This window comes from Variovorax sp. PDC80 (genome assembly GCF_900115375.1).
Classification (GTDB): Bacteria; Pseudomonadota; Gammaproteobacteria; order Burkholderiales; family Burkholderiaceae_C; genus Variovorax.
The window spans coordinates 824,020-841,731 of the sequence record NZ_FOWG01000001.1; the positions used below are offsets into that span (position 1 = coordinate 824,020).

Genomic DNA, 17,712 nt, shown 5'->3' on the forward strand with positions numbered 1-17,712 from the left:
TCAGGGAGCCAGCGGCTTCACGTAGAGGATGGTCGTGAAGCCGCTGTGCCATTCGAGGTCGGGATAGCGGTCGGCCTCGCGGTAACCGAGCGCGAGGTAGAAGCCCTGGCTCGCGGTGTTGAAGGTGTCGGTCTCGAGCCGCGCGAGTTCGACGCCGTCGGCGCGCATGCCCGCTTCGGCGAAGGCCATGAGCGCGCGCGCGATGCCCTTGCGCCGATGCGCCGCGGGCACGTGCAGCGCCTGCACGAAGTCGCGCTGCCAGTGCACCATGCCGACCACCTCGCCATCGATCTCGGCGACGAAGAACTCCGGCCCCATCTCGTCGATGTAGCCCACGGGCTCGCCGCTCTCGCGGTAGCCGCGCGCGGCCTCGGGCGTGAGCTGCGGCAGCCAGGTGCTCGCGAAGGTGTCGTCGAGGATGGCCTTGACGGCGTCGAAGTCGTCGAGGCGCCAGGGGCGGATGGTGATCGGGTCTTGGGACATGGGCCGGCGATGGTAGCCGTGCCTTCAGCGGTCGGTGGCGAGCATCAGGGTTTCCTTGATCTCCTCCATCACCACGTAGCTGTGCGACTCGGCCGCCACCGGCAGCTTCTTGAGGATGTCGCCGAGCAGGTGGCGGTATTCGCTCATGCCGCTCAGGCGCGCCTTCACGAGGTAGTCGAAGCTGCCCGACACGAGGTGGCATTCGAGCACCTCGGGCATATGCAGCAGCTCCTGCCTGACCTTGTCGAACACGTCGCCCGACTTGGCCGAGAGCTTGATCTCGACGAACACCAAGAGCGTCTTGCCCAACGCCTCGGGCGATACGCGCGCGTGGTAGCCGCTGATGACGCCGTCGCGCTCCATGCGCTTCACGCGCTCGGCGCAGGGCGAGGCCGACAGGCCGATGCGCTCGGCCAGTTCGGTCATGGAAATGCGGCCCTGGCGCTGCAGCAGGTCAAGGATCTTGCGGTCGATTCGGTCGAGCTCGGGCACTTTCACTCCGCGCGGCGCATAGGAAGGTTCTACACAGGAGATTCCGCTGCCGAACGCTTGAAAACAGTGGAATCCACTTCATTCTGACGCATAAATTCTCGCTATTCCATTCGAATCAGCGGATACACCATGAAAGTCATCGTTCTGGGCGGCGGCGTGATCGGCACCACCACGGCCTACTACCTCGCGCGCTCGGGCGCCGACGTCACCCTGCTCGACCGGCAGGCCGGTCCGGCCGAGGAAACCAGCTTCGGCAACGCCGGGCAGGTATCGCCCGGCTATTCCACGCCCTGGGCCGCGCCCGGCATTCCGCTGAAGGCGATCAAGTGGATGTTCCAAAAGCATGCGCCGCTGTCGATCCGCCCCGACGGCACGCTGTTCCAGCTGCGCTGGATGGCGCAGATGCTGCGCAACTGCTCGCCCGAGCGCTATGCGATCAACAAGGAACGCATGATGCGCGTGGCCGAGTACAGCCGCGGCTGCCTGCAGGCGCTGCGCGCCGAGACCGGCCTGCAGTACGAGCACCGCACCGGTGGCACCCTGCAGCTGTTCCGCACGCAGGCGCAGCTCGACGCGGTGCAGCGCGACATCGCGGTGCTCGAGGAATGCGGCGTGCCCTACGAACTGCTCGACCGCGATGCGCTGGCACGCGTCGAACCCGCGCTGGCCGGCGCGCGCGACCGCCTCACGGGCGGCCTGCGGCTGCCGAACGACGAGACCGGCGACTGCCACCTGTTCACGCGCGGCCTGGCCGAGATCGCGCGCGGCCTGGGCGTGGACTTCCGCTTCGGCCAGGGCGTCGAGGCGCTCGAGACCGAGGGCGGCCGCATCAGCGGCGTGCGCACCACGGCCGGCAAGGTGCTCACGGCCGACCGCTACGTGATGGCCTTCGGCAGCTATTCGCGCGCGGCCATCGCCTCGCTGGGCCTCGATATTCCCGTCTACCCGGTCAAGGGCTACTCGCTCACGGTGCCGCTGATCGACGAATCGCTGGCGCCGCAGTCGACCGTGCTCGACGAGACCTACAAGGTGGCCGTCACGCGCTTCGACGACCGCATCCGCGTGGGCGGCATGGCCGAGCTCTCGGGCTTCGACCTGCGCCTGAACCCCCAGCGCCGCGCCACGCTCGAGAAGGTGGTGAGCGACCTGTTCCCGGGCGGCGACCTGCCGCGCGCCAGCTTCTGGACCGGCCTGCGCCCGATGACGCCCGACAGCACCCCGATCGTCGGCGCCACGCGCTACCCCAACCTGTTCCTCAACACCGGCCACGGCACCCTGGGCTGGACCATGGCCTGCGGCTCGGGCAAGCTGATCTCCGACATCGTGACCGGCCAGCGGCCCGAGATCCGCACCGACGGTCTCGCGATGGACCGCTATGAAGAGGGCCGCTCGCAAGCCGCGCGGCCGAGCACCTCGCCGGCCACGGCCTGATCGATCAGGCCGCCTTCGCCACCGGCACCGCGGCCTCCATGCCGCGGTACACCTCGGCCTCGCCATGCCGCGCGAGCAGCTGCATCAGGTGCTTGCGGATCAGCATGCCGGGGCGGTCCGACTCCATCGAGTACTCGACGCCGCGCCGGCGCGTGTCGACCAGCGCATCGGGATCGGTCGACTCGAGGATGTCCTTGTCCTCGCGCGTGATCTCGTCGTCGAAGGCGATCAGCATCGCGGCCGGGCAGTCGGCCTCGGTGTCGTTGCGGAACAGCCATTGGCACAGCTGCATGCGGTGGTCGTCGATCGGCGTGAAGCAGTTGATGATGATGTGGCGGATGCCGCTCGGGTACTCGATGTCGAGGCGGCGCGAGAACGGCAGGAAATAGGCATTGCGCATGTGGCGCGTGGTGATGGGATCGGTCACGCCGCTGATCGCGTGGAATTTCTCGGGATTGGTCGCCTCGATGACCGTCTCCGCATAGAAGCCCGCCTCGTTCTCCACCAGCTCGTACTTGCTCGGCTTCGGGCTCGCGGCCACGCCGAAGGTGGCGCGGTGCACGAAGCTGAAGTGCGAGTTGTCGAAGGAGTTCTCGAGCGCGCGCAACGGGCTGGTCTGCCATTCCTCGTGGAACTGGAAGATGGTGCGGTAGCCCGGATCGTCGAACTCGGGAATGGCGGGGATGTCGGCGATCGGCTCCTCGAGCGCCACCCAGGCATAACCATGGCGCGCGGTGCAGCGGTAGGCCGTGGTGCGGTAGTCGGGCGAAATGGGCCGCTCGGGGTCGTACTGCGGGATGCGGATGACCTGGCCGCCGCGGTCGTAGGTCCAGCCGTGGTAGCCGCACTGGAGCGCGCCCTGAGCGCAGGCCTGGCCCGCGCCGTCCACGCACCAGCCCTTGGAGAGCTTCGCGGTGCGGTGGCAGCAGCGGTCGCGCAGCGCGGCCGGCTGGCCCTCGGCGTCGAGGAAGAGAACGATGTCCTCGCCGAGCAGCCGGAAGGGCTTGGGGCCCTGGGCCAGGTCGGTGAGCGGCATGACGGCATGCCAGAACTTGCGGAAGACGGGTTGACGGGTGACGAGCATGGGCGGACTCCTTCTGAGGTCGTGTGGGACGAACTGAAAGAGCAATTTCCCACCCCGTACCGGACCGCGATGGCGCGATGACGATGGGGCTGAACGCTTCTACTCTGCGCAACTGCCTTGCAAATTGCGCGCCCGGATTGTTGCGCGGCGCGCGTGCCATGCCAAGCCCGGCCGCCAATGCCCGAGCAAAGCGCAAAGCGTCAGGCGCCAAGCCCTTGGCATGCCTTCTGCTTTGCCGAGCCCAAGAGTAGAAGCGTTCAGCAGCGCACGCACCACGAACGTGCGCCCGCCCGGAAATTGCTCTTGAAATGCCCGCCGCCCTCTGTCCCCAGAGGGCGAACGGATTCAAGAACCGAAGATTCCGAGGCTCCCCATGCACCGTCGATCCTTCCTCGCGGCCAGCGCCGCCACCCTCGCCGCTCCGGCCGTCCTCGCCCAGGGCGGCAACGGACGGCTCACCCCCCTCAAGTTCACGCTCGACTTCCGCATCAACGGCCAGACCGCGCCTTTCTTCCTCGCGCTGGCCAGGGGCTACTACAAGGAAGAAGGGCTCGACGTGAGCATCGACACCGGCGCCGGCTCGGTGGCCTCCATCACCCGCATCGCCAGCGGCGTCTACCAGCTCGGGCTGGGCGACATCAGCTCGCTGGTGGAGTTCAATGCGCAGAACCCGGGCACGCCGGCGGTGCAGGCCGTCTACCAGTACTACAACCGCGCACCATTCGTGATCATCGGCCGCAAGGACCGCGGCGTGACCGGCGACTTCAAGAGCCTCGCGGGCAAGAAGGTGGCGGCCGCCGCGGTCGAATCGACGCGGCGCGCCTGGCCGCTGGTCGCGCGCAGGCAGGGCCTGCGCGCCGACGCCTTCCAGTGGCAGACCACCGACTTCAGCGCGCGCGACAACGTGATGGTGCGCGGCGACGTCGATGCCGCCACCTACTTCCACGATTCGGCGGTCTCGCTGTTCGCGCGCATGCGGCCCGAGACGCTGTCGGTGCTCAAGTACGCCGACGCGGGCGTCGACCTCTACGGCAACGCCATCCTCGCGAGCAGCAACCTGGTGGCGCAGAACCCCAAGCTGGTGGCCGCCTTCCTGCGCGCGAGCAACCGCGCCATCGTCGAGACCTTCGCCGATCCGGCGCCGAGCATCGCGGCCATGCGCCAGCGCGAGCCCATCCTCGATGAGAAAATCGAGCGCGAGCGCTGGAACATCACGGCCCAGTACGTGGGCGCCGCCGACACGCGCGGCCACGGCCTCGGCGACATCCGCAAGCTCACGCTGGAGCGGCAGGTCGACGAAGTGGCCGACGTCTTCGGTCTGAAGGTCAAGCCCGCCTCCGACGCCATCTTCAACACCACGATGCTCCCATCGCGCACCGAACGCACCCTTCCCAAGGCATGAACTCCCCCAGCACCACCACCCCCACCGCTCCCGCCGAAACCGCGCTCGACGAACGCGACGGCCGCTACCTGCGCAAGGCCATCGTCTGGTCGCACCTCGCGCGCCGGCGCGGCAACCGGCCCTTCGGCTCGGTCATCGTCTCGGCCGCGGGCGAAGTGCTCTGCGAGGCCTACAACAACACCGGCGAGACCGGCGACTGCACCGGCCATGCTGAGACCAACGCGATCCGCGCGCTCGCGGGCCGCGGCATCTCGCGCGAGGAACTGGCAGGCGCCACGCTCTATGCCTCGGGCGAGCCCTGCGTGATGTGCGCGGGCGCGATCTTCTGGTCGAACATCGGCCGCGTGGTGTTCGGCATCGACGCCGAGCGGCTTCGCGTGTTCCGCGGCGAGCGGCAGGACCAGCGCGATGCCGAGCTGTCGTGCCGCGACGTGTTCCGCGCCTCGCCGCATCCGATCGAATGCATCGGCCCGGCGCTGATCGACGAGGCCAGCGCCGCCCACGACGGCGCCTGGAAGACCTGAAGCGGCGCACCGCGAGGACCTAGACTCCCCCGCATGCCCTGGCACGCCCGCCTCCATCTCTCCTACCGACACGAAGCCGACCGCACCGTCGCCCGCTTCCGCCACGACGGCCCGCTGCGCATCCTGCAGAGCCTCTACCCCGAGGGCGACACCGTCTGCCACAACGTGCTGGTGCATCCGCCGGGCGGGCTGGTGGGCGGCGACACGCTCGAGATCGAGGTCGAGGCCGCCGCCGGCAGCCATGGCCTGGTGACCACGCCCGGCGCCTCGCGCTTCTACCGCAGCGAGGGCGAGCGCGCGGTGCAGCGCACCCGGCTGCGGCTGGCGGCCGGCGCGCGGCTCGAATGGCTGCCGCTCGAGGCCATCTGCTACAGCGGCTGCATGGCCGAGAACCGCATCGCCATCGAGGCCGAGCCCGGCGCCGAGATGATCGGCTGGGACGTGACGGCGCTGGGCCTGCCGCATGCGCGCCAGCCCTTCGAGCGCGGCAGCCTGCTGCAGCACATCGAGGCGCCTGGCGTGTGGCTCGAGCGCGGGCGCATCGACGCGGCCGACCACCGGCTGCTGCAAAGCCCGCTGGGCCTGGGCGGCCACCGCTGCCTGGCCTCGCTGTTCTACGTGGCGGGCACGCCGGCCGCGCGCGCCCGGCGCGAGGCGCTGCTCGCGCTCGCGCGCGAACGCATCGAGGCCCAGGGCCTGGCCGACAGCGCCGGTGCCACCAGCCCGCATGCCGAGGTGGTGGTGCTGCGCGTGCTCGCGCCGGTGGTCGAGCCCGCGATGCGGCTGCTGCGCCAGGTGTGGCAGGACTGGCGCGCCGAGCTGTGGTCGCTGCCGGCCGCCACGCCGCGCATCTGGTCGACCTGAAGTCCCCTGCCGCGGCGGCGGCACGGAGGCTTCGGCTACAGTCCCGCACCTCCCCGCCTCACGACCCGCCGCCAGAGTGACTCTCCGAACATCCGCTCGCAGCCTGGTTGTCCGCCTTCTGGTGATGGGGCTGGTGATGGCGATCGTCGGCACCGCCGCCAGCTACATCCAGCTCAGCCGCTTCCTGCGCGAGGACCTGACGCAATCGGTGGCCTCGCAGCAGACGGCACTGGCCGCCTACGTGGCGCGCGACGTCGACAACTACCTGGTGGAGCGGCTCGCCTTCCTCGAGCGGCTGGCGCAGGCCGTGCCGCCCGAGCTGCTGGCACAGCCCGCGCCGCTGCATGCCTGGCTCGCGGAGCGCGGCGCGCTGAACCCGCTGTTCCCGCTCGGCCTGGCGCTCGCCACGCCCGACGGCAGGCGGCTCGACCAGGACGGCCAGTTCGCGACCGAGGCGCTGGAATTCGCGGCCGCGCGCGCCGGCCGGCGCGCCGTGGGCCGGGCGCAGGCCACCGCGCAGCACCATGCGGCCCTGCCCATGGCCGTGCCGCTGCGCGACGGCCGCGGCGACGTGGTGGCCGTGCTGCTCGGCACCGCCGACCTCACGGCCGACGGCCTGCTCGACCACCTGCTCGAAGGCCGCGTGGGCCAGGCCGGCGGCATCCTCGTGATCTCGCCGCGCGACCGGCTGTTCGTCGCCTCGACCGATGCGACGATGATGCTCACCCCCACCCCGCCCGACGGCGTGAACCCGTTGCACGACCGCGCGATGGCGGGCTACCGCGGCAGCGGCACGACGCGCAACGCGAGGGGCATCGACGAGATCTCGGCCATCGCCTCGGTGCCGACCACCGGCTGGTTCGTGGTGGCGCGGCTGCCGGTGTCGGAGGCGCTGGCGCCGGTGGCGCGCATGCAGGCCTTCATCCTGCAGCAGCGCGCGCCGGCCGTGACGATGGTGCTGATCGTGATCGGCCTGATCATGACCTGGCTGCTGCGCCCGCTGCTGCGCGCCGCCGATCAGGCCGACCGCATGACGCGCGGCGAGCTGCCGCTGGCGCCGCTGCGCGTGGTGCGCGACGACGAGATCGGCCACCTGACGCAGGCCTTCAACCGGCTGCTGGCCAAGCTGGTCGACAACCAGCAGGCGCTGGCGCGGCTGGCCCATCACGACACGCTGACCGGCCTGCCCAACCGCAAGCTGCTCGACGAGCGGCTGCAGCAGGCGCTGGCCCAGGCCGCGCGCCATGGGCAGCAGGTGGCGGTGCTCTACCTGGACCTCGACGGTTTCAAGCGGCTCAACGACACCCTGGGCCACGAGGCCGGCGACCTCGCGCTGCGCGAGATCGCGGGCCGGCTGCAGGCCCTGGTGCGGCAGACCGACACCGTGGCGCGCATCGGCGGCGACGAGTTCGTGCTGCTCGCCACCGGCCTCGCCGAGCCCGTGGAACAGGGCGCGCAGGTGCTGGCGCAACGCTGCATCGCGGCGATCGCCGAGCCGCTGCAGCTGGCGCGCGCGAGCACGCTGATCGGCGTGTCGGTGGGCATCGCGCTGGGCAGCGGCGGCGAGACGCCGCGCGACCTGCTCGCGGCCGCCGACCAGGCGATGTACCGCGCCAAACAGGACGGCCACGCCCTGTCCGCGGTGCGCTGAGCGCCGCTCAGCCCGCCGCGTCGGTGCGCGGCAGCCGCAGGTGCTTCTTGAGGTGCTCGAACACCTGCCGCGTGACCGGGTTCACCACGTGGCTGCGCACGTAGAGGTGGTAGGCCAGGTCGGGCAGCCGCGGCATGCCGTCGCCCACGCCGAGCACGCGCAGGCCCGCGTCGAGCTGCTCCACGCCGCGCGCCGTCACGCCGAGCCCCGCGCGCAGCGCCGCCTTGATGCCGATCAGGCTCGAGGAGGTGTAGCGCGGCGTCCAGGCCACGCCGGCCGCGTCGAGCGCCTCGTGGCCGATGCGCCGAAAGATGCTGGGCCCGTCGGCCATGATCAGCGGCACCGGCTTCGCGCGGTCGTGCACGTAGCCCGCGGCGCACAGCCACACGGTCGGCGAGTTGCGCAGCACTACGCCCTCGAACTGGGTGTCGATGCGGTTCGAGATGATCATGTCGACCTCGCCGCGCTTGAGCGAGGTCATGAGGTAGGGGCTGCGTGCCACGTGGATGTCGAGCTGCAGCAGCGGCGAGGTGCGCGCCACCTCGGTCAGCAGCAGCGGCAGCATGGTCTCGGCCACGTCGTGCGGCGCGCCGATGCGCAGGTTGCCCTCGAGCTGGCCCTCGCGCAGGCTGCGCAGCGCCTCGTCGTTGAGCGCCAGCAGGTGGTGCGCGTAGTTGAGCAGGCGCTGGCCGTGCTCGGTCAGCCGCTTCTGCCGGCCCTGCTTGGCGAACAGCGGATGGCCGATCTGCTCCTCGAGCCGCTGCATCTGCTGCGTGACGGCCGACTGCGTGCGGTCCAGGTGCACCGCCGCGGCGGCGAAGCTGCGATGGGTGACGACGGCCGCGAGCGTGCGCAGCAGTTCGAGGTCGAGCGTGGGCATCCATTAATTTTATTGATGTGTTTTGCGCCCGTGCTGGATTGTTCGGTGGCGCCGGGCTCACTACAGTGGCTGCACAGAAATCAGGCATCCCCACAGGAGAAACCGCATGAGCACCGCATCCGCCCCGCGCCACGAGGCCGTCCAGAACGCCATCGGCCAGATGAAGAAAACCATCGATGGCGGTGAACCGACGCGCGAGAAACTGGCCGAGGTGCTCGAAGCACTGCAGGGCCTGGCGGCCCGCGCCGAGTACTGGCAGGCCGGCGACTACCCGCCGCCCGAGCCCGGCGAGCACCAGGCGCGCTACCTGATCGCCGAGGACGCCGACCAGAGCTATGCGCTCTATCTCAACGTGATGCGCCCGGGCAAGCGCATCGTGCCGCACAACCACACGACCTGGGCCTGCATCGCCGCGGTGGAAGGCACCGAGCACAACCGCGTCTACCAGCGGCTGGACGACGGCTCGGTGCCCGGCGTGGGCCGGCTCGAGGAGACCGCGCTGGTGGTGGTCGCGCCCGGCGCCGGCATCGCGCTGATGCCCGAGGACATCCACTCGGTCGAGATCCAGGGCGAGCAGACCATCCGCCACCTGCACATGTACGGCCGCGCGCTCGAGACGCTGGACCGCCGCACCGCCTACGACCTCGCGGCCGGCACCTGCCAGACCATGGGCATCGGCGTGCAGACGCGGCGCTGAACCGGTTCCCCCGCTTTCCTCCTTTCCGCTCCCCATGACCTCCATCGATCCGAAGACCCTCAAGCGCTGGCTGCACGACGGCGGCGAGATCGCGCTGCTCGACGTGCGCGAGCACGGCCAGTACGGCGAGTCGCACCTGTTCTACGGCGTGCCGCTGCCCTTCAGCCGGCTCGAGCTCGATGCGCCGCGCCTGCTGCCGCGCCGCGGCGTGCGCGTCGTGACCTATGACGGCGGCGACGCGCAGAGCCGGCGTGTCGCGGAGCGCGCCGCCGAACGCCTGCGGGCGCTCGGCTACACCGAGGTACACGTGCTCGAAGGCGGCACGCGCGCCTGGCAGGCCGCGGGCCATGCGCTGTTCGCGGGCGTGAACCTGCCCTCGAAGACCTTCGGCGAACTGGCCGAGGAGGCCTATCACACGCCGCGCATCGGCGCCGACGAACTCGCCGCCATGCTCGCGCGCCGCGACGACGTGGTGGTGCTCGACGGCCGGCCCGTGAGCGAGTTCTTCAAGATGAACATCCCGGGCGCGACCTGCTGCCCCAACGGCGAGCTCGCCTACCGCGTGCGCCGGCTGGTGCCCGATGAGCGCACGACCATCGTCGTCAACTGCGCGGGCCGCACGCGCAGCATCATCGGCGCGCAGACGCTGATCAACCTCGGCGTTCCGAACCCGGTCTATGCGCTCGAGAACGGCACCCAGGGCTGGTACCTGGCCGACCATGCGCTCGCGCACGGCGGCACCGAGCGCTATGCCGACGACAGCGGCAACGCCGAGCTGCGCGAGGCCGCGCAGGCGCTGGCCGCGCGCTTCGGCGCGCCCACGGTCGATGCGCGCACGGTGCGCGACTGGGCCGGCGACGCGGGCCGCAGCCTGTTCCTGTGCGACGTGCGCACGCCCGAGGAATTCGCGGCCGGCAGCCTGCCCGGCGCGCAGCACACACCGGGCGGGCAACTGCTGCAGGCGGCCGACCAGTACCTGGGCGTGCGCGGCGCGCGGCTGGTGCTGTTCGACAGCGACGGCGTGCGCGCGCCCACGGTCGCGAGCTGGCTGCGCCAGATGGGCCACGACGCGAGCGTGCTCGAGGGCGGGCTCGCGAGCGGGCTGGCGCTCGAGGCGGTTGCAGCGCCTGCGCCGAAGCCGCTCGCCACGATCGATGCGCGTGCACTGTCGGCGCGCATCGACAGCGGCGAAGTCGCGCTGGTCGACCTGCGGCCGGGCATGGCGTTCCGCGCTGGCCACATCGCGGGCGCGCGCTGGTCGATCCGGCCGCGGCTGGCCGACGACCTGCGCGGCGAGACACGGCCCCTGGTGCTCATCGCCGACGACCCGGCACTCGCCGCCTGGGCCGTCGCCTCCGAGCTCGAGGACCACGCGGCACCGCTGCTGCTCGAAGGCGGCATGGCCGCGTGGCGCGCCGCCGGGCTGCCGCGCGAGGCCACGCCCGCGCTGCCCGGCGATGCCGACTGCATCGACTACCTGTTCTTCGTGCACGACCGCCACGACGGCAACAAGGAGGCCGCGCGCCGCTACCTCGCCTGGGAGACCGGCCTGGTCGCGCAGCTCGACGCGCAGGAGCGCGCCGCCTTCCGATTGCCGGGCGCGTAGCCCTCGTTCCCCGTTTCCGCCAGTCCACGGTCCGCGGCCTCGCGCCACGGTCCGGCCTTCGCTCGTCCTCGCTCGTTCCGTCCAGGAGTTCACCATGTCGACTGCTTCCGGCCTTTCCACGCACCGTCCGTCCCGCATGCGCCGCGCGCGCTGGTTGTTCGCCGCCGCGTGGAGCGCGGCCCTCGTGCTGCAGGGCGCGGCGGCCGACCCACTGCCCGCGCGCAACGGCTACCCCACGCAGGCGATCCGCTTCGTCTCGCCGTTCCCGCCCGGCGGCGGCAACGACGCCACCGCGCGCCTGGTGACCACGCGCCTGGCCGAGATCACGGGCCAGCCGGCCGTGGTCGACAACCGCGGCGGCGCGGGCGGCAACATCGGCGCCAAGGCGGTGGCCGATGCCAAGGCCGACGGCTACACCGTGCTGACCTCGCAGGTCTCGATCATGGCGGTGAACCCCGCGCTGTACGCGGCACCGGGCTTCGACCCGGTCAAGAACTTCGTGCCGATCACGCAGATCAACGCGGCGCCGCTCGCGCTGGTGGTGGAGGCGAACTCGCCGCTCAAGTCCTTCGCCGACCTGGCCGCGAAGGCCAAGGCCAGCCCCGGCAAGCTCACCTATGCGACGCCGGGCAACGGCACGCTCTCGCACCTGGTCGGCGTGGTGCTGCAGAAGGACAACGGCGTCGACATGACGCACGTGCCCTACAAGGGCGCGGGCCCCGCGCTCACCGACCTGCTCGGCGGCCAGGTCGACGTGCTCGTGACCTCCACCGCCTCGGTCGCGGGCATGGTGCAAAGCGGCAAGCTGCGCGTGCTGGCCGTGACCAGCCCGCGCCGCATCGGCGTGTTCGCGAAGGCGCCCACGCTCGAGGAGCTCGGCTATGCCAACGCGCGCTTCGAGGACTGGTACGGCTTCTTCGCGCCGGCCGGCACGCCGCCCGAGCGCGTGGCCTATCTCAACGAGGCGATCGTGCGCACCCTGCACCTGCCCGAGGTGAACAGGCAGGTCACCGACGGCGGCAGCGAGGTGGTCGCCAACACGCCCGAAGCCTTCGCGGCGCAGCTCAGGCAGGACATCGAGCGCTGGTCGCGCATCGTCAAGCTGTCGGGCGCGCGCGCCGACTAGCATCGGCGACCGCCTTCACGTCAGAGAAGAAGCCCATGCCCGCCTCGCCCACCGATTCCTCCGGCCTGTCGCTCGAGACCCGCATCGCCCACCTCGGCAAGCACCCGGCCCATGCGGGCGGCGCGCCGGTCAACCCGCCGCTGGTGCGCGCGAGCACGGTGGTGTTCGACAGCGTGGCCGCGATGCGCGAGGCCCGCGCGCGGCGCGGCGAGGAGCGCGTCTTCAGCTACGGCGCGCGCGGCACGCCCACCACCTTCGCGCTCGAGGATGCGGTCAGCGAACTCGAGGGCGGCTACCGCACGCGGCTCTTTCCCACCGGCCTCGCGGCCATCGGCATGGTGCTGCTGTCCTACCTCAAGCCCGGCGACCACGTGCTGATGTCCGACAGCGTCTACGAGCCGGCGCGCCACCTGGTGCATTCCTTCCTCGATCCCTACGGCATCCGCTGCAGCTTCTTCGCGGCCGACGGCAGCGGCATCGAGGCGCTGTTCGAGCCCGCGACGCGGCTGGTCTACGCCGAGTGCCCGGGCTCGCTGGTCTACGAGATGTGCGACCTGCCCAAGCTGGCCGCGCTCGCGCATGCGCGCGGCGCGCTGCTGGCGGCCGACAACACCTGGGGCTCGGGCCTGCAGTACCGCCCGCTCGCGCTCGGCGCCGACATCTCGCTGATGGCCGCCACCAAGTACCTCTCGGGCCACTCCGACGTGATGATGGGCACGGTGGCCACCACGCGCGAGGCCTGGCGCGCGCTCAACGAGCGCTGCGACGCCTTCGGCATGACCGTGAGCCCCGACGACGCCTGGCTGGTGCTGCGCGGCATCCGCACGCTGTCGGCGCGGCTGCGCCTGCACGAGCAGCATGCGCTCGAGGTCGCGCACTGGCTGCAGGCGCGGCCCGAGGTCGCGACCGTGTTCTGCCCCGCGCTGCCCACGCATCCGGGCCACGATCTCTGGCGGCGCGACTGCAGCGGCACCAACGGGCTGCTGTCCTTCGAGCTGCGGCCCGAGATCGCGCCGGCCGCGGTCGAGCGGCTGGTCGACGCGCTCGCGCTGTTCGGGCGCGGCTCGTCCTGGGGCGGCTACGAGAGCCTGGTGGCCTGGGCCAACCTGCGCGCGGCGCGCAGCGTGAGCGACTGGAGCGCGCGCGGCGCGGTGGTGCGGCTGCATGTCGGGCTCGAGGCGCCGGCCGACCTGGTGGCCGACCTCGGGCGCGGCTTCGCGGCGCTGCACGCCGCCTGAGAACGTGTTCAGGCCGGCAGCGGCGCGGCCTGCGCGCGCCGGGCCGCGCGCCGCAACCGGCCGCGCACCACGGCCGCGAGGCCGGCCGCCGCGAACACGCCCGCGGCGCCCACCCAGGGCAGCGAGCGCACCTTGTCGGCCGCCACCACCAGCGAGCCGATCCATGCGCCCAGCGCGATGCCGAAGTACATCGCCGAGGCATTGAGCGACAGCACCACCGACACCGCCTGCGGTGCCTGCTGCACCAAGGTGACCTGCTGCACCGGCGGGAACGACCAGCCCACCACGCCCCAGGCCATGATCAGCCCGAACACCAGGTAGACCGCGACCTGCGGCGGCGCCGCATGCGCGACCCAGGCCAGGCCGGCCTGCACCAGGCCCAGCACGGCCAGCGCCAGGCCGCCCACGCGCAGCGCACCGAAGCGGTCGGCCATGTGGCCGCCCAGCAGGTTGCCGATGGCGCCGCAGACGCCGAACGAGAGCAGCGCCAGCGCCACGCCGTCGTCCGACAGCCCGGCCACCAGCCGCAGCAGCGGCGACAGGTAGGTGTAGACACCGAAGATGCCCGCGAAGCAGACCAGCGTGACGCCCAGCGTCATCAGCACGTCGGGCCGCGCGGCGATGCGCAGCCGCTCGCGCAGGCTGGGCACGGGCCAGGGCACGGTGAGCGGGCGCAGCCGGGTCAGGCCGAGCAGGGACACCAGCGACAGCAGGCCGATCATCCAGAAGGTGGCGCGCCAGCCGAAGTTGTTGCCGACCCAGGTGCCCAGCGGCACGCCGAGCACGGTCGCGGCCGTCATGCCCATGTAGAGCAGCGCCAGCGCCCGGCCGCGCCGCGACGGCTCGGACGAGGCGGCCGCGTACGAACCCGCGGCCGCCATGAACAGCCCCGCGAACAGCGCCAGCAGCACGCGCGCGATCAGCAGCGCCGTGAAGCCCGGCGCGAGCGCGGCGATCACGTTGGCGAGCGTGAAGCCGCCCATCGCCAGCCGCAGCTGCCGGCCGAAGGGCCAGCTCGCGGTCAAGGTGGCCGTGACCGGCGCCGCGATCGCATAGGTGAAGGCGAAGGCCATCACCAGGTGGCCGGCCTGCGCAATGGTCACGTGCAGGTCGCGCGACACCGCGGGCAGGATGCCCGCGATCACGAAGCCCTCGGTGCCGATGGCGAACGCGCCCGCCATCAGCCAGATCAGTTTTGTCAGCATCCGTTACCTTCCGATTGGTTCAACGACTGTTGAACAAGGGCCGCGAGCGTACTGCGAAGCGCGCCTTTGTTCAATAACCGTTGAACTTCGAGGCCCTTGGGGTCCTTCGGCTTAACGCCAAGGTGTCGCTGGGTTACCCTGCTGCGCCATGTCGACCCCCGAGCTCCCGCACCCGGCCACCGAAGACATCGACCTGTCGGCCGTCTACGACGCCCTGCGCGATGCCACGCGCCGCCGCATCCTGCTGCTGCTGGACGAGCACGCCGAGCTCAACTGCTCGAGCTTCCTGGGGCTGGGATCGAAGTCGCGGCTGTCCTACCACCTGGCCCGGCTGCGCGAATCGGGCCTGACGCAGACCCGCGCCGAGGGCACCGCGCGCTACATGCGGCTGCGGCGCGACGACCTCGCGCGGCGCTTCCCGGGCCTGCTCGACGCCATGATCACGGCCGCCCGCCAGGAGCGGCAGGACGCCCCGGCACCGCCGCCGGCACCCGCACCAAACACCGCCGGTCGCCGGGGCGTGAAAAAAGCCCCCGCACTGGGCAACAATTAGTGACCTTTTCTTAAGGCCAAAGGTTACATTCAGGCTCCAGCGCAGCGCACACCTGCCATGAACCGGATCGGCTTCTTCCAACGCACCACTTTCCCGCCGGGAAGCGCGCACTCGCGCCCGGCGAGCTTCATTCCCTGGCTGATCGCGGTCCAGCTCTTCGTGCTCGTGCCGATGCTGGTCTTCAGCGTCTACGTCACCACGCGCATGGGCGACCAGGCCGAAGCCCGCGAGCGCCAGCTGCTGCTCGACAAGGCCAACAGCACCGCCGCCGCGATGGCGCGCGAAGCCGACCGTCTGCGCGCCGACGTCCACCAGCTCGCCGCCCTGCCCGGCGCGGGCCAGCGTTTCGAGGTGCTGGCCTCGGGCGAGACCTCGGCCGCGCTCCATGCCCTCTACCGCCAGTACCACCCGAACGTGCTGGTCGATGCCGCGATCGCGCGCGCCAGCCTGCGGCCCGAGGGCTTCGGCGTGGTGCTGCGCGAACAGATCTGGCCCGAGGGCTGGGTCGCCTCGCTGGTCGACGCCAGCGGCAAGGTGGTCGCGCGCTCGCGCGACGAGGACCGTTACCTCGGCCATCACGCCACGCCGCAGCTGCGGCAGAAGATCGCCGGCGCCGACCGCAGCGTCAGCAGCACGCTCACGCTCGACGGCCTGAAGGTGCTCTCCACCATCGCGCCGGTGCCCGGCACGGCCTGGTGGGTCGCGGTCGGCGTGCCCGAGGACACCCTGAACCGCAGCGCCCGCAACCCGCTGGCCTCGCTGCTCGGCATGGGCAGCTGCCTGATCGTGCTGGGCCTGGCCGCTTCGGCGCTGATCGCGCGCCGGCTCAACCGCGAATTCCGGCCCGCGTTCCTCAACGTGCCCGACGTGGTGGTGCCCAGCGCCACCGCGCGCGCGCTCACCGTGCCCGGCCCCGCGGCCGAGGCCATGCCCAAGCCCGGCGTGGCCGCCGAAGTGGCGCCCGCGCCCGAGGACATGGCGCATGACGACACCACCGGCCTGCCGCTGCCCGAGGTCTTCCTCGCGCAGGTGCGACAGGCACGCAGCGTGGCCGAGAACAGCCCCGGCTTCCTCTGGTGCGCGATCAGCGTCGAGCTCGGCGGCCTCGCCGCGGCGCGCGACCGCCTCGGCGAGGAAGCGGCCGAACGGCTGCTGCAGGCCTTCGTCGGCCGCATGCGCCGCTCGGTGCGGCCCGGCGACGCCTGCGGGCGCGTCGACGCCGACACCTTCGTCATCGTGCTGACCGGCCCGCGCGACGGGCTGGCGCAGGCGGCCGAACGCGTCGGCTCCTCGCTGGTGCGCGGCGCGCGGGCGCTCGGCCACGGGCTGGACTGCAAGGTCGGCTTCGCCATCGGCGATCCGGCGCGGCCGGTCACGGCGGTGCTCGAACAGGCCGCCCATGCGCGGCAGGAAGCGCGCATCGACGGCGCCAGCGCCACGCGCTGGTTCAACGTCATCGCCTGAGCCTCCCGGCCTCCTACGCCGGCTCGCGGCCGCCTTCCGGACGGCCCGCCGCCGCCTCGTGCGATCATGCCCCGCCGCGCACGGCGGCTTTTGATCCAGGAGGTATCCGGTTTTGGTTTCGACAGGCAGGAACTGGCGCAGGCACGCCGCGCCGCTCGTGGCACTGACGATGGCGCTGGCCATCGCGGGCTGCTCCACCCCATCACCGGGCAACGCGCCCGTCGAGAAGAGCGATGCACGCGGTCCCGGCAACTACGTGGTGCAGCCGGGCGACACCCTGTACCGCATCGCCTCGAAGACCGGCCGCCGGATGCAGGACATCTCGCGCTGGAACGGCATCGACGACCCGGACAAGCTCGAGGTCGGCCAGGTGCTGCGCATCGTGCCGCCGGGCGGCGCGTCGGAACCGCCGCCGCGCACCGCAGCAGGCGGCGAGCGCGAACCCTCGAAGCGGCCCGTGCCGCCGGCGCCACGCGAATCGGGCCCGCCGCCCTCGCGCGTCGGCACCGGCGACTGGGCCTGGCCCGCGCAGGGCCAGGTGATCGCCGGCTTCAACGGCGGCAGCAACAAGGGCGTCGACATCGCCGGCAAGCTCGGCGAACCGGTGGTCGCCGCGACCAGAGGTGTGGTCACGGTCAGCGAAACCCTGCGCGGCTACGGCAACGTGCTCATGATCGACCACGGCAGCTCGCGCATGACGGTCTACACCCACCTGCGCACCGCGCTGGTGAAGAAGGGCCAGACCGTGCAGAAGGGCCAGCAGATCGCCGAGATGGGCAATACCGACGCGGACCGGGTCAAGCTGCATTTCGAGGTCCGCGTGGGCGGGCGCGCGGTCGATCCGCGGTCCTTCCTGGCCGACGGGCGATAACCCCCGACTGACGGCGGGTCTCGCGATCCCCACCGGAATTGGGTGGACTTTGCGAATTGGGATTTCCGATCGCGCCCCGAACACGACGATCTGAATATTCCCGGCGGAGTTCTTTGTGCCCGCCCAATTGCGGACTCGACG

General features: G+C 71.5%; 17 protein-coding genes. 12 read left to right on the forward strand and 5 right to left on the reverse strand.

Going from position 1 to position 17,712, the window contains the following annotated elements; all coding sequences use genetic code 11:
- Complete coding sequence (locus BM109_RS03670) at nt 1-483, reverse strand: GNAT family N-acetyltransferase (protein WP_093340626.1); 483 nt, start codon at nt 481-483, stop codon at nt 1-3.
- Nucleotides 484-507: 24 nt separating this feature from the next.
- Nucleotides 508-975: a winged helix-turn-helix transcriptional regulator gene (locus tag BM109_RS03675; protein ID WP_057591580.1), complete on the reverse strand. Its 468-nt coding sequence runs from the start codon at nt 973-975 to the stop codon at nt 508-510.
- 129 nt (nt 976-1,104) lie between these two features.
- On the opposite strand from BM109_RS03675, the gene BM109_RS03680 reads away from it, so the two are divergent.
- Nucleotides 1,105-2,406, forward strand: coding sequence for a D-amino acid dehydrogenase (locus BM109_RS03680; protein ID WP_093340628.1), 1,302 nt, complete (start codon nt 1,105-1,107; stop codon nt 2,404-2,406).
- A 4-nt stretch (nt 2,407-2,410) separates the two neighbouring features.
- Here the strand turns inward: BM109_RS03680 and BM109_RS03685 are convergent, their stop codons facing one another.
- Nucleotides 2,411-3,490, reverse strand: coding sequence for an aromatic ring-hydroxylating dioxygenase subunit alpha (locus BM109_RS03685; protein WP_093340630.1), 1,080 nt, complete (start codon nt 3,488-3,490; stop codon nt 2,411-2,413).
- A 373-nt stretch (nt 3,491-3,863) separates the two neighbouring features.
- Here BM109_RS03685 and BM109_RS03690 point away from each other — a divergent pair, with 373 nt between their 5' ends.
- The 4 genes from BM109_RS03690 (at nt 3,864) to BM109_RS03705 (ending at nt 7,931) form a co-directional block, all read left to right on the forward strand.
- A complete protein-coding gene (locus tag BM109_RS03690; RefSeq protein ID WP_093340632.1) occupies nt 3,864-4,892 on the forward strand; it encodes an ABC transporter substrate-binding protein in 1,029 nt (342 codons plus the stop codon).
- Nucleotides 4,889-5,416: a nucleoside deaminase gene (locus BM109_RS03695; RefSeq protein ID WP_093340634.1), complete on the forward strand. Its 528-nt coding sequence runs from the start codon at nt 4,889-4,891 to the stop codon at nt 5,414-5,416. Before BM109_RS03690 ends, BM109_RS03695 begins: the two co-directional genes overlap by 4 nt.
- Before the next feature lie 33 nt (nt 5,417-5,449).
- Nucleotides 5,450-6,280 (forward strand): urease accessory protein UreD, encoded by an 831-nt coding sequence (locus BM109_RS03700; RefSeq protein ID WP_093340636.1) that lies wholly within the window; start codon nt 5,450-5,452, stop codon nt 6,278-6,280.
- Nucleotides 6,281-6,356: 76 nt separating this feature from the next.
- On the forward strand, nt 6,357-7,931 hold the full coding sequence (locus BM109_RS03705; RefSeq protein ID WP_256222322.1) for a GGDEF domain-containing protein: 1,575 nt from the start codon (nt 6,357-6,359) through the stop codon (nt 7,929-7,931).
- Between the two features lie 7 nt (nt 7,932-7,938).
- On the opposite strand, the gene BM109_RS03710 is transcribed toward BM109_RS03705, so the two are convergent.
- A complete protein-coding gene (locus BM109_RS03710) occupies nt 7,939-8,811 on the reverse strand; it encodes a LysR substrate-binding domain-containing protein (protein WP_093340640.1) in 873 nt (290 codons plus the stop codon).
- Nucleotides 8,812-8,917: 106 nt separating this feature from the next.
- On the opposite strand from BM109_RS03710, the gene BM109_RS03715 reads away from it, so the two are divergent.
- The 4 genes from BM109_RS03715 (at nt 8,918) to metC (ending at nt 13,478) form a co-directional block, all read left to right on the forward strand.
- Nucleotides 8,918-9,508, forward strand: coding sequence for a cysteine dioxygenase family protein (locus BM109_RS03715; protein WP_093340642.1), 591 nt, complete (start codon nt 8,918-8,920; stop codon nt 9,506-9,508).
- A gap of 34 nt (nt 9,509-9,542) precedes the next feature.
- Nucleotides 9,543-11,114: a rhodanese-like domain-containing protein gene (locus BM109_RS03720; RefSeq protein ID WP_093340644.1), complete on the forward strand. Its 1,572-nt coding sequence runs from the start codon at nt 9,543-9,545 to the stop codon at nt 11,112-11,114.
- Between the two features lie 136 nt (nt 11,115-11,250).
- Nucleotides 11,251-12,240 (forward strand): Bug family tripartite tricarboxylate transporter substrate binding protein, encoded by a 990-nt coding sequence (locus tag BM109_RS03725; protein ID WP_093340646.1) that lies wholly within the window; start codon nt 11,251-11,253, stop codon nt 12,238-12,240.
- A 35-nt stretch (nt 12,241-12,275) separates the two neighbouring features.
- Nucleotides 12,276-13,478, forward strand: coding sequence for a cystathionine beta-lyase (gene metC / locus BM109_RS03730; protein ID WP_093340648.1), 1,203 nt, complete (start codon nt 12,276-12,278; stop codon nt 13,476-13,478).
- 8 nt (nt 13,479-13,486) lie between these two features.
- Here the strand turns inward: metC and BM109_RS03735 are convergent, their stop codons facing one another.
- Entirely contained in the window at nt 13,487-14,683 is a 1,197-nt protein-coding gene (locus BM109_RS03735) for an MFS transporter (RefSeq protein WP_093340650.1), read from the reverse strand.
- Between the two features lie 148 nt (nt 14,684-14,831).
- Here BM109_RS03735 and BM109_RS03740 point away from each other — a divergent pair, with 148 nt between their 5' ends.
- The 3 genes from BM109_RS03740 to BM109_RS03750 all read left to right on the forward strand — a co-directional run bounded on the left by BM109_RS03740 (nt 14,832) and on the right by BM109_RS03750 (nt 17,571).
- Entirely contained in the window at nt 14,832-15,236 is a 405-nt protein-coding gene (locus BM109_RS03740; protein ID WP_143129067.1) for an ArsR/SmtB family transcription factor, read from the forward strand.
- A gap of 57 nt (nt 15,237-15,293) precedes the next feature.
- Nucleotides 15,294-16,700, forward strand: coding sequence for a sensor domain-containing diguanylate cyclase (locus BM109_RS03745; RefSeq protein WP_093340652.1), 1,407 nt, complete (start codon nt 15,294-15,296; stop codon nt 16,698-16,700).
- Between the two features lie 157 nt (nt 16,701-16,857).
- A complete protein-coding gene (locus BM109_RS03750) occupies nt 16,858-17,571 on the forward strand; it encodes a peptidoglycan DD-metalloendopeptidase family protein (RefSeq protein ID WP_256222326.1) in 714 nt (237 codons plus the stop codon).
- The last annotated feature ends 141 nt before the right edge of the window (nt 17,572-17,712 follow it).